Below are 23,207 nucleotides of genomic sequence, written 5' to 3' on the forward strand. Positions count from 1 at the left end.
TTGGGTTATGGCTTCTCTCGAAAGCGCACTGAAGCTTAGCGGTCTTCTTTAGTCTGATAGCGTTCTTTGCCTTCCATCCATCGGAGCGATTTTCGGCAATTGCCCAATGTAGGGTATATTGGATCTAAGTCCTTTTGTATGGGGCGAATCCGCTTGTCTTCGAATTAGGGGATACTTATCGCTAGCCCCTTTTCAAATTGAAGCGAGCAATGTCTGCGGAACTAAATCAAAACTACGATCCTAAAGAAGTGGAATCCAAGTGGTACAAGGCTTGGGAGAAAAAGGGCAGTTTCGAGGGAAACGTCCAAAATGGTAAGGATTCCTTTGCCATTATGATTCCGCCTCCGAATGTGACAGGCATTCTCCACATGGGTCACGTATTGGATAATACGCTTCAGGACATATTCATTCGACGGGCCCGAGTGGAAGGGAAGTCGTCACTTTGGTTTCCAGGGACCGATCACGCATCCATAGCCACTCAGCATAAAGTCGAGAAAGCGCTTCGAGATGAAGGAACTTCCCGATACGAGCTTGGCCGGGAGAAATTTTTGGAAAGAGCCTGGGAATGGTCGGATGAGCATGGGGGCATTATTTTTAATCAGCTCAGAAAGTTGGGAGCTTCTTGTGATTGGCGCCGCTCTCGCTTTACCATGGATACCGCGTATCAACGTTCAGTACAGGCTTCCTTTGTTGAGTTTTATAATCGCGGATATATCTATCGAGGAAAGCGCTTGGTAAACTGGTGTCCAGCATCTCAAACGGCTCTGAGTAATGAGGAAGTTGAGATGAGACCTCAAAGGGGGAAGCTATACAAAATGCGATACGAGATTGTGGAGGAGCCCGGCCGATTCGTAGAAATTTCAACTACACGTCCTGAAACGATTATGGGCGATACTGGGGTGGCGGTGCATCCCAATGACGAACGATACGCAGATCTTGTCGGCAAGCATTGCTGGCGACCGTTTCCCAGAGCGGAGATCCCCGTTGTTGCGGATCGCTCTGTGGAAAAGGAGTTTGGCACCGGTGTTCTCAAAGTAACTCCAGCTCATGACCAAGTCGACTTTGATATTGGAAAGCGGCACGATCTACCTTTGATCGATGTTATGAATCCGGACGGAACTCTCAATGAACTGGCAGGTGAAGAGTTCGACGGAATGGAGCGTTTCAAAGCCCGTAAATTTGCGGTACAGAAACTCGAAGAACTCGGGCTTCTTATCGATGCCGAGGACTATGACAATAGTGTGGGTTTCTCTGAAAGAGGGGGAGTTCCCATTGAACCGAGACTCTCGGAGCAGTGGTACCTGAAGTATCCAAAAGTTGAGGAAGCTAAGCGAGCGGTTGAAAAGGGAATTATTAGGTTCCATCCCAAGCGCTGGGAAAAAGTCTATTTACATTGGCTCAATAATATACAGGATTGGTGCATCAGCCGGCAACTCTGGTGGGGTCAACGTATTCCAGTCTGGTATGCAAAAGGCGCTGACCGAAGCGATTCGGCCAATTGGCATGTTTCTGTCGACGGTCCCAGCGATCCTGAAAATTGGGAGCAGGATGAGGACGTTTTGGATACATGGGCTTCATCAAACCTTTGGCCGTTTGCGACCTTTGGGTGGCCAATCGAAGATCAGAAAGTAAAAGCTGAGCTCGATTACTTTTATCCTACTAGCATGTTGGTGACGGGGTTCGATATCATCTTTTTTTGGGTAGCCCGAATGATTATGTCAGGGCTCGAGCTGATGGGAGAATCCAAAGAGGGTTTGACTGACGAGGAGATCGCCCAGCGCATCCCCTTCAAAGACATTTTCATTCATGGGCTTATTCGAGATGCCAAAGGCCGTAAGATGTCTAAGTCACTTGGGAACTCGCCGGATCCACTGGATTTGATTGCCAAATTTGGAGCGGACGGTTTGCGTTTTGGAATAATAAATATAGCCCCAAGCGGTTCGGATATTCTATTCGCCGAGGAGCGAATCGAGATTGGGCGCAACTTCTGCACGAAGCTTTGGAATGCCTGTCGCTTTAGACAAATGGCGGGTGGCGCTGCCGAGGGACAAAGCTTGGAAGCGATCATAGATCGACTGGCAGGATCGCAGCTGGAGGGATACGGAAACTGGATTCTATTTCGGTTGTTGCAGACGATGGAGGAGATTGAGGGACAATTCGCTCGTTTTGAGATGCATCAGTTGACACACTCCTTGCACAACTTTCTTTGGGGTGATTTCTGTGACTGGTACGTGGAGGCAGCGAAGGCGATGTTGCAGTCAAAAGACGATCCAAGACATGATGCGGCTTTAGCTGTATCGGATCTTGTGATACGGCAATCGCTGCTTTTGTTGCATCCGATAATGCCCCACATTACGGAAGAACTTTGGCAGGCTATGGGCTATTCGGTAGACGGGGAATTCTTGCAAGACGCAGGGCTTTTGCCAGCTGCCCAACTGCGAGAATTGCTGAATGCGAAGAGTGTTTCAATTGACGCAGAAGGTGCGAGGCAGATCGAACTGATCAAGGAGCTTATCACTCAGGCGAGAGCGACAAAGGCAGAGTACAATGTAGCCTCTAAGCGCGACGTAACCCTTTTCGTAACACCGACCGACGATTCATGCGCGACGTTGATCGAGGCCAACCTGGATACGATCAAGCGACTTGCGGGTGCCGCAAGCATCGAACTCGTAGAAGCGGTTGAGAATTTGCCCGGTTCTGTGTCCGCCCTGGGCACTGTTTACCTTGATCTGTCAAGTGCGGTAGACGTTGAGGCAGAAAAAGAACGTCTCAGCAAGGAACTCGAGAAGCTGACCAAGGCCATCCAAGCGGGTGAAGGAAAACTGAATAACCCAAGCTTTGTTGATAAAGCCCCTCCCCAGGTAGTTGAAGGTGTAAGAAAACAGCTTTTAGAAACGAAAGCGAGGAGAGACGAGATCGCCCGACTACTCAAGAGCTTGTAGCCTGACCCATCAGTGAGTCTTTGAATCACGTTTTCCTGTGTATCATAGGAATCGCGGTTTATGGGAATTGGAATGCTTTCTTCTCAATCAACCCCTTGACACGGTCGTCGATTAAGGTAGCCAACATCTATAACTAGATAGATTTACTAGAGATTAAGCGAATGTCGGTGCAAATGGACGAAAAATCTGTACAATTGCCAGATTTGGAGGCGGCAACGCCACAGGAGCGGGTACAGTGGGCAGCGGATATATTTGGCGATGAGCTGATCATGACGACCAGTTTTGGTACGCATTCAGCAGTGATGCTGCATTTGGTAACTTCCGTGATCCCGGATATCCCGGTCGTTTTCATTGATACTGGATATCTGTTCCCTGAAACCTACCGGTTCGCAGTTGAATTGATGGAAAAGCTGAACCTCAATCTCAAGAAGTACCGGGCTCATATTTCAGCAGCGGAACAAGAAGCCCTCCACGGACGTTTGTGGGAAAAAGGTCATGAAGGGCTTAAGCAGTACAATTTGATGAATAAGGTGGAGCCGATGGACAGGGCCGTCCAGGAATTGGGGGCGAAGGCTTGGCTCGCGGGTTTACGTCGATCCCAAGGTGAGACGCGGGCGAGCCGAAAAGTGGTAGAGAGCCAGAACAAGATGACGAAGATCTATCCTATTCTCGATTTGAGCGCCCGCGAGATGCATGAGTATATCGAGACTAACGGACTTTCCTTTCATCCGCTTTGGGATTTAGGGTACGTTTCGTTAGGCGACTGGCACAGCACTTCAAAACTCGAAGCAGGCATGAGTGAGTCGGATACGCGTTTTGGTGGAGCGAGTCGCGAATGTGGATTGCACGAGCCCTCGAGTGACGTGGATTTCCAGATCTAATATCCTTTCCAGCTGGGCAAAAAAAAGCCGCTATGTCTTCAGACAACGGCTCATGGAAAGTTTTTTGGGATTGATCAGCGCTCAGGCTTTCTCAACTAGACCTGCTTTGATCGCTTTAACGCTGACCCACAGGCGTTTTACTTGACCGGAAGGGAGGCGAACTTTGATACGTTGCAGATTAGGACGGAACTTGCGTCTAGTTGCCTTGGTTACGTGCGTACCTATACCGCCGCTTTTCTTGCTTTGACCCTTGCGGTGGATTATGCTGCCGGTTGTGGGTCGTTTACCTGTGATTGCGCAAATTCTAGCCATGACTGAAATTGTTTAAGAGTGGAGGAAAAAAGGGTAGGCATGCTATCTTGGCAAGCAGTTTCTTGGGAAATGTTAGGCTGATTGGGATCTGCTTACAGGTTCCGTTCGAATGGCACTTAGGGACTGAAATTTCTGGCCCATCAAAGAAGGATGTATCAATTGGCGTAGCGTTCCTTTCAGAGGATCGCTGATACCTGAATCGGATTCGAATACGCTTCGCACGAAATCGGGCGCCTTTTTGAGAACGAAGGACTCCTGGCTTTCCAGATCAATGGACTGAAACCGATTTTGGCAAAGGGCTTCTTCCATCCAATCCCAGCAGATATGACACGTTAGGTCCTGCTGACCGATGTTCTCTAGCAGATTGGGGCTTTGCCGGTGATGCTGGTAGGCGCGAGCGGTTCCCTGAGGACTGTCGTGGGTGATCGCCTGCCAGGTTTTTCCATAGTCGAGTGCAATGAAAATTCCTTTCCATGGCTGTTGGATGATCTGGTCTATCAATACCCTTGAACCAGTTGGTAAATCCACGATGTAGCCTTCTGGCGCGGGAGAAGGCAAGGAGTCCAACAGGGAAGTGACTTTAGGTGAAATTGGCGGCCTCTCAACGATGCGTAAGCCAGAATCGCTCACTTCAATCATCCGCTCCAGCCAGGTTCTCTCCCGATAGATGACGCTGTTAAAAGGCTGCGCGTCAAAGAGTTCGTTGGAAAATACGACGAGATCTCCCTCCAGCGTAATCGGTTCGCCTAAACGAATCGCTTGAGCGGAGGCGAACGGATTGGCAACCCCCGTGAGAAGAGCGGAACCGGGTTCGGCTCCGATTTCAACCCAATCTGTTTTCGCTGGATCCAGTCCGGACTTTTTGAGGAGACCGATGGATGCTTCTAGAAGAACTGGCCTGAGAGACTCTTTCAGGCTGTTTGCGGTGAAGAAGTCAGTTTCAGAGCTGCGTCCGACGCGCTCACGCTGGGATCGGTAATACCCAAATTCGGTGTGATAGAGGGCGATTTCCACAAATTGGTTGAAACCCAGAAGGTGATTTGAGCCAGAGGCTAATTCTAGGGCTTGCCGTATGCCTTGGGATGCTATTTCTGTGAAATCCATAAATTAGATGCTGACTCTTGCGGTCTGGTGGATCGGTTCAATCACCAACTATTGAACCGGGTTTGATTATCGTATCCGTCGAAATGCCAATTCATGAATTTCTTTAAGCGGTTTCTTTTTGCTCTTGTCGCCGGCCTTTCGCTGACGGTTGGGTACCAGTTTGTCTCAGATGTCTCTTTGCAAGGAGGATTCAGCAATTACTGGGAGTCTCGAAAAAGAGCGTCGGAGTTGGAAGAGGCGTTGAGACTGGTAAACGCGTTCTATGTCGAGAGTGAGTCGGCCACTCTAGACGCCCTGACAGAGTCTGCCCTTGCCGGAATGATCTCCGACTTGGATCCGTACTCGGAATATCTGGATTTCGAGAAGCGAAAGCAATTGGAGGAAGAGACTAGCCAGGAATTTGGTGGAATAGGCGTGGAGGTTGAGATGCGTGACAGAGTATTGACGGTATTGGCTCCTCTAGTGGATTCTCCGGGTGAGCGCGCCGGGCTTTTGCGAGGGGACCGAATTGTCGAGGTTGATGGAGAGAGCATCAAAGGTCTGAGTATCAATCAGTCTGTTTCCAAACTGAAAGGAAGGCCGGGAACCAGTGTTGTAATAATCGTGGAGCGAGGTGCTGAAAATGAGGGTATCGAGCTTGAGGTGAAACGCGAACTTATAGAAGTCGATAACGTGCGAGGAGCGGAAATTCTGGACGGAGATCTTGGGTACCTGAGGATTTCCCAGTTTGGCAAGCGGACCGGTGCCGAACTTAAGTCTTCGATCGACCTGTTAATCGATCAAGGCATGCGTGGCCTCGTGCTCGACTTGAGAAACAATCCGGGTGGACTGCTTGATGTTGCGGTGAATGTGGTAGAGCTGTTCGTGCCCGACGGAGAGCTCGTTGTTTACACTAAGGGAAGACACGAAGCGATGAGTGAGGAGTGGTATGCGGAGAATTCGGGTCAGTCGTACAACTTCCCTTTGGCCCTACTTGTTAATCCAGGTTCGGCCAGTGCTTCAGAAATTGTGGCTGGTGCGCTCAAAGACTCGGGACGAGCTAAGCTGGTTGGAGAAAAGACATTTGGAAAAGGCTCCGTCCAGAGTGTCCTTCCTTTAAGCTCGAAAACCGGGCTCAAGCTGACGACCGCGAAATACTACACACCCGGTGGGTATGTGATCCATGAAAATGGGATTGAGCCTGATGTCATCGTCGAACTTTCCCCCAAAGAGGAAGAGAGCCTTTATATTCAACGAAGCCGATTGAAGACAATGCCCCTTGAGGAATTTGTTGAGAGGTATGCGTTCGAGCCGATCGAAGATAAGCAGCTTGAAATGGCAAAGCAGCTATTGTGGGAAGAGCTTGGCGAGACGAGATCATGATCCTGGGAATCGAAAGTTCCTGCGACGAGTCAGCCCTTGCCCTTTTGGACGTGTCGAACGGGATCCTAGGTGAATGGATTAGTAGTCAGGTGTCGTTGCACGCCGAATACGGCGGGGTCGTGCCGGATCTTGCTAGTCGCGAACACCTCAGGAATTTTGGCCCACTAATCGGGGAATTGGAGCGTGAAAACGATCTGGCTCAAATCACTGAGATTGTTGTGACTTCAGGCCCCGGGTTGGCTGGTTGCCTTGCGATGGGACTATCGGTGGCGAATGCTTTGTCTGCCGCGTTGAGGGTTCCGGTTTTTCCTGCGAACCATTTGCGTGCCCATGCTCAGTCAGTGTTTATTTCATTGTATGAAGAAAATGTGGACGCATTTGAAGAGAAAGTGTCTCATCTGTTACCCCATTTGAGTTTGGTGGTGTCTGGAGGGAACACGATCCTAGCTCAGATAAATGAAGATCGGTCAATTGAGATATTGGGCCAAACGATTGATGACGCAGCGGGTGAAGCTTTGGACAAGGGGGCCAAGCTGCTTGGGCTTGGCTACCCGGGAGGTCCAAAACTCGAGTTGATTGCGAAAACTGGAAAGCCGGACCGGTACGATTTTCCCCGAGCGCTACTACGGAAGGACAACCTTGATTTCAGCTTTTCAGGTCTGAAGACGAGCCTTAGATATCTCATTGAAAAATTTTCAGATAAGGACTTGGAAGCGAAGCTGCCCGATCTTTGTGCTTCTTATCAGGAGGCAGTCGTAGACGTGTTGATCCAAAAAACGAAGTGGGGCTTGAACAAGGGGGGTATTAGGAGCTTGGGCCTCTCCGGGGGAGTATCCAATAATGGGTTATTGCGAGAGTGCTTTATGCATCTTGGCGACCGAATGGATTTGCCCACATTTCTAGCCCGCCGCGAACATACGGGAGACAATGCCGGAATGATCGCGTTCAGTCGCGTGTTTGAACCAATGGACATTCCAAATTCGAAAGTCGATATCGTTCCGAATGCAGCGATCGACGGAGCGTTTTGAAACTCTAGGGGACCGAAGGAATCAAGGCAACTCCTGCTTGCCGGGTTTCGGTTTATGGGAGACAGCTTTTTTAGCGACCCGTTTTCGAGGCACTTTTTTGGCCTGTTTCTTAGGTCTTTCGATAGTCTTATTAGGTTTTGGGGAGTCTTTCTCGATCAATATTGGGGCTGGTTTGGGCGAGGATTTGATTTCTTTTTCTTCAAGCTTCTCGCTCGTCTGGCCCGAAGAAGTGATTCTTTGGTCTTTCCTGTTTCGGTTTCTATCCTGCCAGGAAGGGCGACTCCCCTGTTTGTAGGGCTTCTTTTTTTTAGGTTGGTCCACTTCTGATTTGGCAGGTTTGGGATTGCTTTGCAGGTATTCGTGTATCGAGAAATGTTGGTCTGAATAGGTCTTTACCAAATTGCTAAACTCTCTGAACCGGGGATGGAGGGCATCGCTGAGAAGGCTATAGAAAACTGTTTCAGTGGGCAGTGCTTGGCAACCTAGGCCGATGATGGCGTTGAGAGCGACGTTTCCATCCTCGATTCTGCGGCATCCCAAGGCGTCCGACAGAAAGGTGGCGTCAATATCTTTGTCGATCGCTTGTAGCGCTGTCTGGTAAACGCAAATGGGTGTTTCCAGTCCGCACACCAGCAAGTGATAGACTTCGTTGTCTCTGAGGAAATTTTCGATTCCTGGGGCGTTCAGTGCTGAAAAGCTGGTTTTATGAAAGATCTTGGGGCGGGTCGCTCTTCGAAGTAGCTCCTTGTTGGTATGGCCCAGCTTGTCAGGTACTTGTTCAGTAAATAGAGTATGTATGCCGAGCGTTCTAGCTGCTTCGATGGCAAATGAGCAGCGTTTTAGGAAGGTCGAGCTATCCGTAAGCGACGATATGAAAGTATCTTGCGCGTCTATGACGAGAAGAGCAACAGAGCTGATTAGGTCGTGTGAATCCTTCTTTTTATTGGGCATGTAGCACGGTAATATGACGTTGCAATTTGTTAAATCAACTAGAAGAGAGAAGATTTTACTAGCCAGAGGCGAATCGGCTGGGATAGTGGGGACAATATGGAATGGCATATTGGCCCGATCTCCCGAAAGTCTGCAATGAGTGACACGGCATTTGAAAAGGATGACCGAATCGCCAGTATATTGGTTCGCTTGGAAGACGATGTTGTGCGAGCGGACGTACTGGAAAGCGAAGAGCCTTTGTATGAGCCGCCCGGTGATCTGGTTTGTCGCTGGACGTATATTTTCAAGCCTCGCTCCACTGATGAAAAGGAAGCTCAGGAAGCGATGAAGCTAACTGCGGACAATTTATTTATCAGTCTATTCGAAGGCGAGGATGGACCTACCCAAGAGAACGCTAAGCTCAAGCATTTGCTCGGGCTTATGCTGGAAAGGCGACGTTTGTTGAGGGTGAAAAGTAAGGATAGTACATTCACGCATTATATTCACCGTCCTACGAAGAACGAGTATTCCGTTCCAAATGTAGAACTCGATCCTCAATTCTTTATCGAAAATCAGGAAAAGCTTGAATTTCTGGGTTCGACGGGACGAGAGGGATCGAGTGAAACGGGAAAAGAGAAGTCAAATAAGAGCTAGAAGATTCTTGGGACGGTTCGTCTCGTTAGACGGGTTGTAAAACCAGCGAGGAGAGGCCTCTTTTCGAATAGGGGTTCCTAGTCGGATAAAACGAGGGCGTTTCTCGCGATAAGGAATCTGGAAAGCCTGTGCGCACCTTGATTGATACTCGAGGTGTATTTGAATTGTCGATTCAGCTTCAGTTAATCGCTTGGCGATGATCCCAGCGGATGAATACCGATTCTGGCGGATTCTGATGAGTAAACTCTCCTCTAGGTGCAGCGTCGAAAAAATAGGGCAAGAATGCCAGTTCGGAACGTTAATGAACTCAATCTTTCCCAAGCGAGTTGTCCCCGCCGCTAGTATAGTGTGATTGCGATCGGTCTCAATCAAAGTCTTGAATCGGGATATGAGAGCTTCCGTTAGTAAGTTCATTTCCAGATCTGGCTTCTTAGACATGGAATACGTTCTTGCCTCAGATGAATGGAAGAGGCAAAACTTTTTTCGATCTCGCAATTTGATTTCTATCCAATTGCAACTGCTTTAGCTGACTAGGACGAGATAGGCATGCAGCCTGTGAAAACCTAGTATAACCCCCATGCGTTAGACGTCGATGACTCTCCTCCGTTTGAGCAAATGAGCTTATCTTATCCTAGGGGCTAACATGTGATCTGCTATCCTCTTCCACCTTATGCTTGGATTTGTTTCTTCTCTATGTCATTGAAAATAGGGGTTTTACTGAAACTGAAGTCAGAAATGAAATACAGGCTTTGCCCTTGACCTAAGGGAAGAATCGGTCACTTTTTACATTTCGATTTGCAGCTACAAGTACAATGCAGTCCCACTTGATCGCTCTTTTTCTAGTTCCGTTCCTTTTTGGATCGATTCCAATCTATGGGCAGAATGATTCGAAAGAGCTTAGCATTGCGGTCGTTCCAAAGGGGACCGACAAGGAGCGATGGAAGGCGATTCACGCAGGGGCGCTGAAAGCAAGCGAGGAACTGTCTGCCGAGGGTGTGAGCGTCAGGATTCTCTGGAAAGGAGACAACGCGGCAGCACGTGACAAGCAAATCCAAGTAGTGGATACGTTTACGGGTCAGCGATTGAGTGGCATTCTGGTTGCATCTCTGGATGAGAGTCAGTTTGCAGGTAATATCCGGTTTGATAGGGAATCGGATTTGCCGATGGTTTACATCGAGTCTGGATTGGATGCGGATCGACCTATAAGCTACGTAGCCACAGATAATTTTCAAGGTGGCAGTATAGGCGCCGAACGGATCGGTCAGCTTACGGAAGGCGTGGGCAATGTGATTTTGCTAAGGCATCGTCAAGGCGACTCCAACGCTGAGGCTCGAGAAGCAGGGTTCATCGAGAAAATCAAGACGAGCTATCCCTCGATTCGACTGATCTCGATTGATCAGTATTCTGGGGACTCGATGAGCCAGGCGGATGAAGCTTCTGAGTATTTGCTAAACCGCTACGGTAGAAGGGTGAACGCCGTTTTTGCGTCGAGTGTCACAGGCACGAACTCTATGTTGAATGCGCTGCGAAACTTCAATTTGGCAGGACAGGTATTTCTTGTGGGGTACGATGCTTCCAATGCTTCCCTTGACGCTATCAAGACTGGGGAGATTCAGGGACTGGTAATCACAAATCCCTTTCGTATGGGTTATCTCGGAGTGTCTACATTAGTAGACTATATCCAGGGGGGCAATATGCCAACCATGGTCGATGCGGGTGTCACACTGGTTACGATGGCAAACATCGAAAGCACAGAGGTGCAGGAAGTATTAGGTCTGAACAAGACTGAAGCGGTACGTTAGGGTTTCGAATCCAGGAGCCTTCAAGTTAGTACGCTCTGATGAAGTCTCGATTGCCCAAGCAGATCTACATCCTGATGGGAGCGGTGCTTTTATTGGGTGTTCTGTTGATGACGGTGAATCAGCAGGTTCCCGATTCAGAAAGCGAAAGGATCCAAGACGCACTCGACGAAGCGACCCTGATAGCAGGGATTCCTTCTGTCCCGAACCTTGCGGGCTGGCCCAAGGATCTGTTCACCGAACTGAAGCAAACTCATGCGGCTTTGAACGAAGCGAGTGAGAGGGTTGCGGCATTGGGTAGACTAGGGGAAATCTATTTTGCAAATGGATTTTATGGAGAAGCGACTCAGTGTTTCGCGGCATTGATAAAGATAGCGCCGAAGGAGCCCCGCTGGCCGTACTTCATGGGATTGGCGTCAAGTGACTATCAAGACAAGAGTGTTGCGATCCGATCGTTTGAAAAAGCTCTCCTACTGGATACCACGTATCCCAGTATCAGGTACGAGTTGGGACTGGCCTTTTTGGATGCGGGTCACATTTTAGATTCGATTGTCCATTTCGAATCATTGACCCAATTAAAAAAATGGGAGCCCTGGGCGTATTATGGGCTCGCGAGAGGGCTAGCGATTGAAGAGAGATACGAGAAGGCTCTCGAGTTTATCGAGCGAGCAATCGAACTCGATCAGGATGTAAAGGAATTCTATTCCTTTGCTGCGGAGCTGATGCTCTATCGGGGTGATCGCGCTAAAGTAGAGGAGGTGGAGGCGATTAAGAACGCGCTTTCTTACGAAAAGAGACCTTTCGACCTTTGGTTTCAAGGATTGTGGGAATTTTGTTACGATACGTTTAGACTGCTTAGACTGGGAGAGGCCGAAGCCCTGGCAGGCAATCGTGACCGGAGTCTAGAAATTCTCGCTAAAGCCAAATTGGTGTCTGGATCTCTCGAATACGACCCATCCTCATTTGAGGCGATCGAAGCGTTGATTGAGGTCTTAAAATAGACCCGCTGGAAAGGGTCATTTTCAAATTTTTAGCAGCGTCGAAAGTGCGTGTAATTCCCAAAATGTTACGATTAGATTACGAATGTGTTACGGAAAGGTAGCATTTTTGCTCTTTGTTAATTTTCACTCGCTACTGTCGGCGGTGGATCCTAACCCGTTGAGATGAAAAAGGTTCCCTTTCTCAATCCCGTAAACAACAAAGCTATTATGACCACACGCACGCTAGCGCGATCGTTACGAGTACTTGGGGTGCTGTTCCTTAGTTCCCCAATATCTCATTCGCAGGATGACACGACAGATGTACTGATAGAAGTACTCGTTCGAAAAGGAATCCTTACACAGGTGGAAGCTCCTGAGATCAAGGCCGAAGTATCGTCCGTGATGGAGGCCCAGAAAACGGAAATTGTAAACGCCGCCGTCGCACAGGTTGAAAGCAAGTACGTGAGTGAAGCACCACCTAGTGTGCCCATGCCGAGTGCTCTTTCAGGATTGCAGCTCTATGGAAATGCGCGATTCCGCTACCATTACGAAAACCGGGAAAGTCGATCGGGTGAAAATAATGACCGGTCTCGCTGGCGCTACCGGTTGCGGCTCGGTTCCATTTACAGCTTTAAGGAAAGTCCCTTTTCTCTTGGAGTGCAATTTGAGACCGCCACGTCGAACGACTCGAACAACACCAACTTTGGAGGATTTTTTGACAAGTCAGGTGGTGGAATCAACGTGGGTCGCACATACCTCGCATACAAAGGAGAGGACTGGCGAATCACGTTCGGCAAGCATGAAAGCCCGTTCTATTTACCCAAGATGCTTTGGGACGGCGACTTGAATGTGGAGGGATTATCTGAATCGACAACCTTGGGTAATTGGACGTTCACGGCGGGTCAGTATATAATTGATGAGGAAAACGAATCTCGAGAGGTCGTGGTTGGTCCATCAGTCGCTGACGACGCTTTGCTCATGGCCCAAGCGGCGTGGAGCAATGGAGAAGGACTCAAGTTCGCTCCCATATTCATGGCGACAACCGGCGGCACGTCTAATTTCTCTGAGAGCGGTACTTTTGCAGGGGCAAACTCGGTACGATATTTCCACGATTTTGTAGTTGCGGCAGTACCATTTGAATACGGTTTCAAAACTGATAATGGAGCGAGTCACAAAATCTACGGAGTCTGGGGAACCAACTTCAAGGGAGATGAGCTCATCAATGATCCGGACTCGCCTTTCTTCGATGGTGCGGGTCAAAGCTCTAAAAACCAATTTGCCAATCTAGGATACCAGTTTGGTTCCGCCAAGAAGGCCGGCTAAAAGCAGTGGAGCGCCGAATACCGGTTTATGGAAGCGGCGGGATACACGCCGAATCTTTCGGACTCCGACTGGGCCGGTGGGGAGGTCAACTAAGCTGGATACGTAATCAATTACAAGCAGATGTTCACGGACTTCTTTGGCCTTAGCGTCACGTATTTTGCTGGTGACAGCATTGACGACGAATATCTGGCATCACCGGGGAACCTAGGAAACACGCAGGTGCTTTTGGTTGATGGCGAGATCAAATTTTAGCCTTAATCGAACTCCTTGAAGCGAGCTGACCGAGGAGACGAACTCCGCTCTGCAAAACCAGTGTCACCTGATCGTCACAGTGAAAGCCTTGTTGTAACAGATTAATACATCAAACTTCGCTGGGGACAATTCAACTAGAAATAGAAAACCCATCCAAAATGAAAATATTACGTATCACAAAACTATCGTGCATAACTGCTTTACTAAGTTTTTTCACTGCTCTTTCAGTCGCTAATGCAGCCGAAAAGATAGTAATCAAAGGGTCTGATACTTTGGGGGCAAAAATGGTTCCCCAACTGGCCGAGGAATTTAAGGCGATCAAAGCTAAACAAGGAATCGACGTAACCTTTGAAATTGCGGCTGAAGGCTCATCGACGGGTATCGCTGCAGTGATCGACAAAACGGCAGACTTGGGAATGTCTAGCCGAGACGCCAAAGGGACCGAGATATCCAAAGGACTTCTGGCTGGAATCAAAATGGAACCCATCACTGTGGCCAAGGACGGAATCGCGATCATCGTTCAAGACAATAATCCGATGGACGAGATCAGCCCTAGAGAAGTGGAGAAGATATTCACAGGCGATGTGGAAAACTGGTCAGCGATAAACGGGAAGTCCGGGTCGATTTCCATATATACCCGCAATACCTCTTCGGGAACCTATGCGGTGTTTCAGGATATGGCCCTTCGGAAGCGTGACTACGCATCTTCCTCACAAAAGATGGCGGGTAACGAGCAAATCGCATCAGAAGTGGCGAAAAATACGAATGGTATTGGCTATGTAGGTCTGGCTTATATCGGAACACCCGGAATGAAGCCCCTTCCGGTGGATGGCATTTCGCCTGACAATCCAGACTACTCGTTTGCACGCCCTCTGTACTATTTTTACGACGCGAAGTCTGAAATGAGACCGATTGTGAAAGAATTCGTGGATTTCTGTTTAAGTCCTAAGGGACAGGAGATTGTTCAGTCGGTGCACTTCATCTCCATCCTCTGAGGTTGTCACTGCAATCTAGTTACGTTTTGAAAGATACCGGATGGACGCAAAACCACAAACGCAATGAGCGTTCAAGATCCCGATAGTCGATACGATTTAGGTAGCCGTCAAAGGTCATTTCTTGGCCTTAACAAAGAGTCCGCCTTGAAGGGGCTATTTGGTGGAAATGCGTTCGTGTCGATCTTGGTTCTGGGCTTGATTACGTTTTTCCTATTCAAGGAAGGGGCTGGCTTTTTTGGCCAGTACCGGGAGGATCTCACAACCTATCGCAGTTCCGGTCTCGAATATGTCGAGTTGATGCGGGAAGAGCAGGACGCACTTTCCGCGCTTAATCGTTATTTGAATTCCATTCGAACGCTGCAGAGCGAGCAGCTCTCCGCAAGCGGTCTCGAATTTAGGGACGTCAAAGCGATCCTTCGGAAAGACGAAGACTTTTTCAATGATTTCGAGGATCTCGCGTATCCGTTGCGAGAGCACATTCTCGAGGCGAACGAAATCGTTGCGACGGCTCGGGATAGTTACAATGAGATGCTCGATCTGCAAGAACATCAGCAGAACCTCTTGAAAGCAGGAAGGGAGGACGAGGCACAGAACTTGACAATTCCAGAGGTCGATTTGGAGATGATGTTTAGCCTAGTCAAAGATACGGAAGCTGAGTTTCTCGCGATTAATCGCCAGTTGGAGTCGGAAGTTCCGAAATTACTAGATAGAGCTCCAGAATACGACGATTCCGAATTGAGTCTAAAATTGGGCCGTTTCAAAGAGCTTGCTTCGATGTTCATCTTGGAAATCCCAGACTATGAGTCAAAAGTCGTTTCGTGGAATCGTGCGGAATCTGTTAGTCTGGGAGACGCGTTTACGTCCTTTGTTTTCGGAAAGGAGTGGGTCACCAATAGTTCTATTCAAGATTGGTACGGAATTGTACCGCTGTTTTCAGGATCGCTTTTGGTGGCTCTCATTGCGATGTGCTTTGCGATTCCACTTGGCGTGGGAGCTGCCGTGTATGTGAACCAAGTTGCTAGTCCCATTGAGCAGAACTTGATAAAACCCTATATAGAGTTCATTTCCGCGATCCCATCGGTTGTCATCGGATTTTTCGGGATTGCCGTATTTGGAACGCTGCTACGAACCGTTTCCGGTTGGGATTCACTAGGCTGGATTGAGTTCTTTCCCCTCAGTGAGCGGCTAACCGGTTTCACAGCGGGCTGCTTGCTCGCTTTGATGGCCATTCCTACGATCTTCACGCTTGCAGAGGACGCTCTCAACAATGTTCCATTAGCGTTCAGGGAGGCATCGATGGCGATGGGATCGACTAAATTGCAAACGATTGTCCGCATCATCATTCCGACCGCTTTGTCAGGAATTATATCTGCAACCCTACTCGGTTTTGGTAGAGTAATTGGCGAAACCATGGTGGTACTTTTGTGTGCCGGGAACCGGATCGAGATACCTCAAATATCGAAGGGAGTCGGAGTCTTCTTCGAACCGGTTCACACTATGACGGGTATCATTGCTCAGGAGCTGGGTGAAGTCGTTAATGGCAGTCTTCATTACCGAGCCCTGTTCGTAGTGGGGCTAACCCTATTTTTGATTTCCCTGATGATCAATTACTTCGCTCAGAAGATTGTCACCAAGTTCCAAATTTCACGAGGCTAATCGATGAACATGACCACGGTAGCAGCCAGTTCAAGTAAGTCGATGGAGCAAGCGCTCTTTGGAAAGCCGACTAAGGCGAAGTCAATCGAGCGAGTTGTTTTTTGGATGTTTCGCTTGGCGACTTATTTCGTATTGCTTTGTGCCGCGGTGATCTTCGTAGACATATTTTACAAAGGAGGAAAAACCTTGTTCGAAAGTGAATTCCCGTTTGTGAACCTAGAGTTCCTTTCCGAGTCGCCGCAGACGCTCCACGTATTCGAATATGATGGACAGCAGTACGAATTAAGCGATACGAAGTTTCGAGAGTTTAAAGAGACGATTGACGAGACGATTGTAACGGAAACCTACGCTTATTCTGGCGGAGGAATTTGGCCGTGTATCGTGGGTACGCTTCTGCTTGTTCTGGGGGCGATGCTAATCGCACTTACGCTCGGAGTATTGAGCGCCATCTTTCTAAGTGAGTATTCCCGTCCTGGAAAAATATTGAATTCGGTCAGGCTCTCTATCCTTAATTTGGCAGGAGTGCCGTCGATCGTGTTTGGGATTTTCGGTATGGGCATGTTCGTGTTGGCGTTTGGGTGGAACGTTTCACTCATTGCAGGTTGGTTCACGCTGGCTTTGATGGTTCTGCCGATCGTCATATCGGCCAGTGAAGAGTCGATGCGCGCGATCCCCCAAGGACTGCGTGACGCGTCGCTTGCTCTGGGAGCTACAAAGTGGACAACAATCCGAACCAATGTCCTCCCTTATGCGATGCCAGGGATATTGACCTCCTCTATTATCGGTGTTGCTCGGGTCGCGGGAGAAACCGCGCCGATCATGTTCACGGCGGCTTACGCATTAAGAGACCAGTTGCCGTGGCAAGGCCTCGAACATTGGTACGACTTCTTCTTTCAAGGAGTTATGGCGTTGCCCTATCACATTTATGTGGTGAGCGCTAAAATACCCCAAAACGAATTCACTTCGCGGATGCAGTACGGAACGGCGTTCGTGTTTCTATTCATCGTGGCCGGTATCGCTTTAGCTTCAATTTTGATGAGAATCCGCATGCGGAAAAAATATCGCTGGTAATACCCGTAATGGAAGATAGACTCGAAAAAAAGACAAGAATGGACGCGACGAATGTGGAATCCCCCCCTGACGAGAAAAACCGGTCTCTCATCAAAATTTCCGACTTCGACTTCTTCTACGGAGACAAGCAAGCGTTGTTCAATATCAATATGGACATTGCTGAGAAGGAGGTGACCGCATTCATCGGACCTTCGGGCTGTGGAAAGAGCACGCTTTTGCGCTGTATCAACCGAATGAACGATTTGATCGAGATCGCCCGAATCGGCAGGGGGGATGTTCGGGTGAACGGAGTGGATATCTATGACCCCCGCGTAGATGCCACTGTATTGCGTAAGCGAGTGGGCATGGTTTTCCAGAAGTCGAACCCCTTTCCCAAGAGTATTTACGAAAACGTTGTTTACGGATTGAGGATTCAGGGGATCAGCAAGAAATCCGTTTTGGATGACGCTGTAGAGAAGTGTCTGAAAGGGGCCGCTCTTTGGGAAGAAGTGAGTGATCGTTTGGATACGAGTGGCTTGAGCCTATCGGGTGGTCAGCAACAGCGCCTGTGTATTGCTCGTGCCCTTGCGGTGGAGCCCGACATTCTTCTAATGGACGAGCCTTGTTCTGCGTTGGATCCAGTGGCTACGGCGAAAGTGGAAGAACTCATTCATAGTCTAAAAAACGATTACACGATTGTAATAGTCACGCACAATATGCAGCAAGCGGCGCGAGTATCGGACAGGACGGCGTTCTTTTATTTGGGTAAGCTGATAGAGATGAATGGAACGGATCAAATGTTTATGAGCCCGAATAACGAGCAAACCGAAGCCTACATTTCCGGAAGATTCGGCTAATAGTATAGGTAGTTAAAGCAAGTAGATTATAAGCATGAAAAGATATTTCCACGAAGAGCTTGAAGACGTTCGATCAAATTTAATGCTGATGGGCGAAAAGTCGGTTGAGATCACGAATTCCGCCATGAAAGCAATGCTGGAGGGTGATCAAGCACTGGCTGAGAAGATCATCAAATCCGACGAAGTAATAAATGACATTGAGACGCAAATCGATGATGAGGTCGAAAGATATATTAGCCTAAGGGGACCGGTAGCTAGAGATCTTAGACTTTTGTTTGTAGCGGTCAAAGCGAGTCACGATTTGGAAAGGGTTGGGGACGAGGCATCAAGCGTTGCGAAAAGAACGATTAAAATCCTGACCGAAGGCCCCATTGGGCCTAGCTTGGGTCAGGTTCCCAAAATGGGTGAGCTCGCGGTTAGCATGTTGAAAGAGGCTTTACAGAGTTTTATCCAGGAGGACGAGAATATCGCTTACTCCATTATCAATCGGGACAAAGAAGTTGACTCACTGAATCGGGAAAATTTTAGCCAGTTTGTAGAGCTGATGAAGCAGGATCCGTCAACTGTCGCGACTTTTACAGAGATGGTCTTTGTTTCCAAGTCATTCGAGCGGATTGCAGACCATGCCAAGAATATCGCGGAAGAAGTCTATTATCTCCTGACTTCTCAGTCACTCAAAGAAGTGATCCGAGCGGAAAAGCAGGGTCAATAGGGTTATCGTGTATTCTGACATCCTCCCGGGTCTGGGTTTGATTGGGTGATGCCCGGCAAATTGAGGATGCGATAGATTTTCGGAACTTGGCTGCTCTCAGTTCTGTCTTGCTAGGATTCCCTGTGACCGTTCGAATGCCGCGATTAGTGAGCTAACTTTTTAGGGTCATTAGAATAAAGCATGGCAAAATATCCCAAAATAATGAAAAAGGGCATGGGTGTAGTCATCCTGTTTTTGGGCGGCTCTTTAAATGCGCAAGATGCAGAGACGCGAATCGACCTGAAGCGGAAGGCCCTGGACGAAACGGTTTGGGTGAACGAAGTCCGAGCAGAGCGTTATGGGGATACCATTGCGAAGTTCTGGGATGAGATTCGCGAGGCAGAAAACCCGCTCGACGTTTTCCGAACTTTTTCTTTAGGGGCCATCGAAACGCCACAATGGACGCTAAACCGTCGATTGCCCGAAAAGATTTTTGAGTTTATCCACCGAGCTCCATCGTCGGGGATAAAGTATCTCAAAAGTTACCAGTTCGAAACGATGCTCAATCAGTTCGAGAAAGAGGGATATAGCGTCGATCAGGTGGACTTTAGGCATTCGGGGTTTGAAGTTAACCCGGATGGTGTGGGGATCTCGAGGGTTGAGTTCGAAATGAATGTGAGCGGTCCGACCCACACGCTTTACCGGAGGTCGTTTCAAGGCACGGCGAGGATCGTTTGGAGTGAGGAGCTCGGAGAGGACGACCTCTACTACCCTCAGTCGATCTCGTTTGAGAACTTTCGGCAGTATAGACGAACAGGTAAGTCTGGGTTTGAGTCTTCGGACTGGCTGGACGGAGAGGACTCGGGGTCTGCGTACAGCGTCATTCTAGTAGAGGATTTTGATCTCGATGGTCGGCCGGATATTCTTTTTCCCAGAGCGAACATGCTCTATCGAAACGTGGGTGACTTTCGCTTCGACCCCCGTCCATTTGTAAAGAACCAGGTTCCTGCGGCAATTGACGCGGCACTGCTGATCGATGTCGATCTGGATGGTGAACGCGAGTACATTGTAACGACCCGTGGACTGGGAGTGCTTCTCTTCGAGCCTAATCGAAAGTCTGGGCAATTCGATCAGAAGCCGAAAACTTTAGTTAAGCCCAAAAGGCTCTTCAGCGGGTCTTCTATGACGGCTGGAGATTTGAATGAGGATGGATTCCCGGACTTGTTCATAGGACAGAATGTTGAGGCTTACGTGCGAGGATTGCTGCCAGAGCCCATCTTCGATTCCAATGACAGTTTGCCTTCCTTTTTGTTGATCAATCAGGGAGGTGGAAAATTTCGAGAAGTGACAGACAAGTCAGGCGTATCCGAAAAATCGAAACGCAGGATCCGAGCGAGCTCAATTGTGGACTTGAATCTAGATGGTCGAATGGACCTAGTGATGACGAGTAATTTTGCTGGAGTGGATGTTTTTGCCGGGAGCGACGTCTCGCTTCTTGAAGATCGTACCTCGGAATGGCTTGAAGAGCCGGAACTCTTTGGCTCAAGTCATGTGATTGCGGATTTTAACCGCGATGGGAAATTGGATCTGTTTGCAGCGGCTTCGAGCTCCGAGGTGGGTCGCAGAATGAGCAAAGCAGGATCCCACAGAGAGGGATTCGAAGGCATTGAAGCAAAGCGTGCGGTCATTTCGAAAGGGAGTCGTTTATGGCTTGGCAAGAACGGAGGCGGGTTCTTGCTGTTTGAGGATGAGGATGTCTTCACGCGTGCAGGATCGGTTTGGGGAAGTACGGACATTGATTTCAATAACGATGGATATCCAGATTTGTATTTGAACAATGGTTATATAAGCAAAACGACCTCTAAGAATTACGACGAAATTTTCTGGAGACATGACGTTTATGACAGCAAAGTCGAAGACAAAAAAGAGCTGTCTCTATTTCTTCTCCTCGAGGGTCCTGGAAGCTATTTGTCAAAAGATGAAATGAGCTGGTCACCATTTCAGAAAAACCGTCTTGCAGCAAATTTTGGAGAAGAGGGTTTCGTAGATATCGCTTATCTCATGGGTCTGTCTTCAGAAAGGGATGGTAAGGCGACAATTTCTGAAGATTTTAATATGGACGGTAAACCTGATTTACTAGTGGTGGAGTCCGACTCGGTCGAAAGCCAGATTTTCCTGAGGTTTTTGGAGAATAAGATGCTGCAGACAGGGAACTGGGTAGGGGTTCAACTGCGCCCTGCGAAGAAGCGCTCTACAGTGGGAGCGACAGTCCGGATAATTGGGAATGACTTTACAGCGGTTAAGGCAAAAGTATTTGGACAGTCGCGAAATGCTCAAACCTCATCCACGTTGCATTTTGGCATCGGAGAGGCGGATGCGATAGAAGCGATTGAAGTGCAGTGGTCAGACGGCGAGAAGACTAGGATGGAATCGCCCGCGATCAACCAGTACCACGTCGTGGTTCCTGGCAGTTAAAATTTGATTTTGCCAGGAACCAGACTGTTTTAATGTTCAACCGGTCAGGGTTGTCCTTGAACTTCTACCAAGAGTATTGCCATCCCAATATGGTTGTGAGCTTCGTCTCCAATTGGAGCCCGTTGAGGTCCTGAAAGATTGGCGACACGACTTCCAAGGCAATTCGGTTACCTGCAGCGGATCCTTTATTGAAGAAATAATTCAACCCGATTGCGGCGTCGACGTGCTGCCCGCCATAATTTTCAGAAAAGGCTGCCGTTACCGTTCTGCGAGAGGGAGCGAATGAAGGATTGAATGAGAGATCGGACTGGGGTCCGCTCATTTTTTCGAAATACTTATAAGCGATTCTTCCCGAAATGCTCAGTTGATCCATAAGCTTCGACGCGATCCAGCCCGAAGTTTCGAGGGAGTTGCCCAGTCGGTAGTCCTGGTGATTTGTGTTTAGGCGGATGTCTGCTTTGACTTGAGCACCATAGGACCATGACTCTTTTTGACTGATGTAGGTGATCGACGAATTGAATTCCATGCTACCGCTTCCCATTTGCATCGGCGCAGGAAGCTGACGCTGAACGCGTCCACCGGGTCCCGGTACCAAATCGGTTTCCGCGATCGAACCGCTCGGAAGGCTGAAACCGAGACCGAAGTGGGCCTTGTCTCCAGTGGATTTATAGAATGGGAATAGAGTGCCCATTTTTAGGTCGCCCCAACCACTGCTTCTGGTGGTGAAGGCGCTAGAGCCGTCGTTTAGTGAAATTAGCGGTGCCGCCATCCCAAAGATTTCGTGGTCCATGCTAGAGTCTAGGTAGGGTAGCATGGCAAATAGAGTCATCTTGTCAGAGGGGGCGTACATAACACCCAGCATCGTCATATCCATGGTCACACGAGTGGGCGTGACGGTGTAGTTTGCGTTGAATACATCCTGCGAAGCTCATCGAAGGGGAAAACCCGATGCGAACCATCACCTAGTCCTTGGGCTTGCCAAGAAGGCTCGCTATCTGGGTCGATAGATTCTTGAGGATAGATTCGCTTTTTGATGGGGCTAGCGAACCGTTCGTTTCAATTTTTTAAATAGGGCATTGGAAATTGAGCTTATCGAGCTTTTCCCGTCACCTTAAATCCCGTTATGGAACGGTTCGGATTTTGAAGAGACCCGGTAAAATGTAACTGAAACTGGCCAGCTTTCTTTCCGCTTTCGGGATCGTGGAAATTGAACTCGTACTCGCATCGGGCCCCTGAGTGGGATTGCGGTTTTGCTATTCTGCTCGGTCTTCCCATGACATCGAAAATTTCGTTGAGCGAAGGGAGGGAAGCGGTGAGCACGGAGGTTTTGTCCAGCTCAATGCTCATGGATCGTCTCAATTTGTTGATTTTGGCTTCTCCGATATTCTTGAACATCGACAGAATAGGGTCTGAGCCGATCAGCTCAACAAACGTTTCGTCGATCTCCATGTGCGTCAACAGGCGATCTTTGAAGCGTGTTTTGAACGCCATTGAAAAGGGCTGGTCTTCGGGGGAGCCTAGCTTTTTATTAAAGGTCCATGTCCAGACCTCTTCGCGGTGACCCTGGTGGAGTTTCTCGATATCTTCAGGACTCGCGCCGCTTAGGAAAACGAAGTCGGCGTCCCTGACGATTGGATCACGAAATCCGAAAACGAGTTTCTGGGAGGATTGGACCGTTACGTTTTGGTCGAAATTCTTTAGCTGGTTCTTGAAATAAAGAAGCCGGAGATAGACACACCCGGACAGCGTAAGCGATAAGGTTATCAGGCAAATCGCAGTGAGCAGTCGCTTCGATTGGAATCTCTGGCTCATAAAGGTTCGGGCGTTTTAAAGAATTCGAGAAACTCGAAACAGAAAAAGGTTCAAACTTTGAAAGGGCGAGGACTAAAGGGAATTCGATTGGCCCTCTGCGAGGG

21 protein-coding genes are annotated in these 23,207 nt (G+C 48.8%); 15 read left to right on the forward strand and 6 right to left on the reverse strand.

Annotation, left to right across the window (positions count from 1 at the left end; all coding sequences use genetic code 11):
* The first annotated feature begins 209 nt into the window (after positions 1-209).
* Positions 210-2,942 carry a valine--tRNA ligase gene (locus GA004_RS06000; protein ID WP_283396404.1) on the forward strand — a complete coding sequence of 911 codons (2,733 nt, stop codon included), beginning with the start codon at positions 210-212 and terminating at the stop codon, positions 2,940-2,942.
* A 173-nt stretch (positions 2,943-3,115) separates the two neighbouring features.
* Positions 3,116-3,823 carry a phosphoadenylyl-sulfate reductase gene (locus GA004_RS06005; protein ID WP_283396405.1) on the forward strand — a complete coding sequence of 236 codons (708 nt, stop codon included), beginning with the start codon at positions 3,116-3,118 and terminating at the stop codon, positions 3,821-3,823.
* 81 nt (positions 3,824-3,904) lie between these two features.
* Here the strand turns inward: GA004_RS06005 and rpmB are convergent, their stop codons facing one another.
* A complete protein-coding gene (rpmB, locus tag GA004_RS06010; RefSeq protein WP_283396406.1) occupies positions 3,905-4,135 on the reverse strand; it encodes a 50S ribosomal protein L28 in 231 nt (76 codons plus the stop codon).
* Positions 4,136-4,207: 72 nt separating this feature from the next.
* Positions 4,208-5,239, reverse strand: coding sequence for an SAM-dependent methyltransferase (locus GA004_RS06015; protein WP_283396407.1), 1,032 nt, complete (start codon positions 5,237-5,239; stop codon positions 4,208-4,210).
* A gap of 93 nt (positions 5,240-5,332) precedes the next feature.
* Here GA004_RS06015 and GA004_RS06020 point away from each other — a divergent pair, with 93 nt between their 5' ends.
* Positions 5,333-6,601, forward strand: coding sequence for a S41 family peptidase (locus GA004_RS06020; protein ID WP_283396408.1), 1,269 nt, complete (start codon positions 5,333-5,335; stop codon positions 6,599-6,601).
* Positions 6,598-7,629: a tRNA (adenosine(37)-N6)-threonylcarbamoyltransferase complex transferase subunit TsaD gene (tsaD, locus tag GA004_RS06025; RefSeq protein WP_283396409.1), complete on the forward strand. Its 1,032-nt coding sequence runs from the start codon at positions 6,598-6,600 to the stop codon at positions 7,627-7,629. Before GA004_RS06020 ends, tsaD begins: the two co-directional genes overlap by 4 nt.
* Before the next feature lie 21 nt (positions 7,630-7,650).
* Here the strand turns inward: tsaD and GA004_RS06030 are convergent, their stop codons facing one another.
* Positions 7,651-8,580 carry an isochorismatase family protein gene (locus tag GA004_RS06030; protein WP_283396410.1) on the reverse strand — a complete coding sequence of 310 codons (930 nt, stop codon included), beginning with the start codon at positions 8,578-8,580 and terminating at the stop codon, positions 7,651-7,653.
* Positions 8,581-8,715: 135 nt separating this feature from the next.
* On the opposite strand from GA004_RS06030, the gene GA004_RS06035 reads away from it, so the two are divergent.
* Complete coding sequence (locus tag GA004_RS06035) at positions 8,716-9,213, forward strand: hypothetical protein (RefSeq protein WP_283396411.1); 498 nt, start codon at positions 8,716-8,718, stop codon at positions 9,211-9,213.
* On the opposite strand, the gene GA004_RS06040 is transcribed toward GA004_RS06035, so the two are convergent.
* Entirely contained in the window at positions 9,199-9,651 is a 453-nt protein-coding gene (locus GA004_RS06040; RefSeq protein WP_283396412.1) for a hypothetical protein, read from the reverse strand. The genes GA004_RS06035 and GA004_RS06040 overlap by 15 nt on opposite strands.
* A gap of 374 nt (positions 9,652-10,025) precedes the next feature.
* Between GA004_RS06040 and GA004_RS06045 the strand changes: the two genes are divergently transcribed.
* The 10 genes from GA004_RS06045 (at position 10,026) to GA004_RS06090 (ending at position 21,291) form a co-directional block, all read left to right on the forward strand.
* Positions 10,026-11,015: a substrate-binding domain-containing protein gene (locus GA004_RS06045; protein ID WP_283396413.1), complete on the forward strand. Its 990-nt coding sequence runs from the start codon at positions 10,026-10,028 to the stop codon at positions 11,013-11,015.
* Between the two features lie 38 nt (positions 11,016-11,053).
* Positions 11,054-12,013, forward strand: coding sequence for a tetratricopeptide repeat protein (locus GA004_RS06050; RefSeq protein ID WP_283396414.1), 960 nt, complete (start codon positions 11,054-11,056; stop codon positions 12,011-12,013).
* A gap of 162 nt (positions 12,014-12,175) precedes the next feature.
* Positions 12,176-13,315: a putative porin gene (locus GA004_RS06055; RefSeq protein ID WP_283396415.1), complete on the forward strand. Its 1,140-nt coding sequence runs from the start codon at positions 12,176-12,178 to the stop codon at positions 13,313-13,315.
* A gap of 120 nt (positions 13,316-13,435) precedes the next feature.
* A complete protein-coding gene (locus tag GA004_RS06060; protein ID WP_283396416.1) occupies positions 13,436-13,567 on the forward strand; it encodes a hypothetical protein in 132 nt (43 codons plus the stop codon).
* A gap of 158 nt (positions 13,568-13,725) precedes the next feature.
* Positions 13,726-14,562 carry a phosphate ABC transporter substrate-binding protein gene (locus GA004_RS06065; RefSeq protein WP_283396417.1) on the forward strand — a complete coding sequence of 279 codons (837 nt, stop codon included), beginning with the start codon at positions 13,726-13,728 and terminating at the stop codon, positions 14,560-14,562.
* A 63-nt stretch (positions 14,563-14,625) separates the two neighbouring features.
* Positions 14,626-16,218 (forward strand): phosphate ABC transporter permease subunit PstC, encoded by a 1,593-nt coding sequence (gene pstC / locus GA004_RS06070; RefSeq protein ID WP_283396418.1) that lies wholly within the window; start codon positions 14,626-14,628, stop codon positions 16,216-16,218.
* Between the two features lie 9 nt (positions 16,219-16,227).
* Positions 16,228-17,289: a phosphate ABC transporter permease PstA gene (gene pstA / locus GA004_RS06075; protein ID WP_283396419.1), complete on the forward strand. Its 1,062-nt coding sequence runs from the start codon at positions 16,228-16,230 to the stop codon at positions 17,287-17,289.
* A gap of 38 nt (positions 17,290-17,327) precedes the next feature.
* Complete coding sequence (gene pstB / locus GA004_RS06080) at positions 17,328-18,125, forward strand: phosphate ABC transporter ATP-binding protein PstB (RefSeq protein ID WP_283396967.1); 798 nt, start codon at positions 17,328-17,330, stop codon at positions 18,123-18,125.
* Positions 18,126-18,159: 34 nt separating this feature from the next.
* Complete coding sequence (phoU, locus tag GA004_RS06085) at positions 18,160-18,837, forward strand: phosphate signaling complex protein PhoU (protein WP_283396420.1); 678 nt, start codon at positions 18,160-18,162, stop codon at positions 18,835-18,837.
* 180 nt (positions 18,838-19,017) lie between these two features.
* On the forward strand, positions 19,018-21,291 hold the full coding sequence (locus GA004_RS06090) for an FG-GAP-like repeat-containing protein (RefSeq protein WP_283396421.1): 2,274 nt from the start codon (positions 19,018-19,020) through the stop codon (positions 21,289-21,291).
* A 64-nt stretch (positions 21,292-21,355) separates the two neighbouring features.
* Here the strand turns inward: GA004_RS06090 and GA004_RS06095 are convergent, their stop codons facing one another.
* Both GA004_RS06095 and GA004_RS06100 read right to left on the reverse strand, forming a co-directional pair.
* Positions 21,356-22,171 carry a hypothetical protein gene (locus GA004_RS06095; protein WP_283396422.1) on the reverse strand — a complete coding sequence of 272 codons (816 nt, stop codon included), beginning with the start codon at positions 22,169-22,171 and terminating at the stop codon, positions 21,356-21,358.
* 209 nt (positions 22,172-22,380) lie between these two features.
* Positions 22,381-23,103 (reverse strand): hypothetical protein, encoded by a 723-nt coding sequence (locus GA004_RS06100; RefSeq protein ID WP_283396423.1) that lies wholly within the window; start codon positions 23,101-23,103, stop codon positions 22,381-22,383.
* Positions 23,104-23,207 lie beyond the last annotated feature (104 nt).

It is taken from the genome of Candidatus Pelagisphaera phototrophica, assembly GCF_014529625.1.
Classification (GTDB): Bacteria; Verrucomicrobiota; Verrucomicrobiia; order Opitutales; family Opitutaceae; genus Pelagisphaera; species Pelagisphaera phototrophica.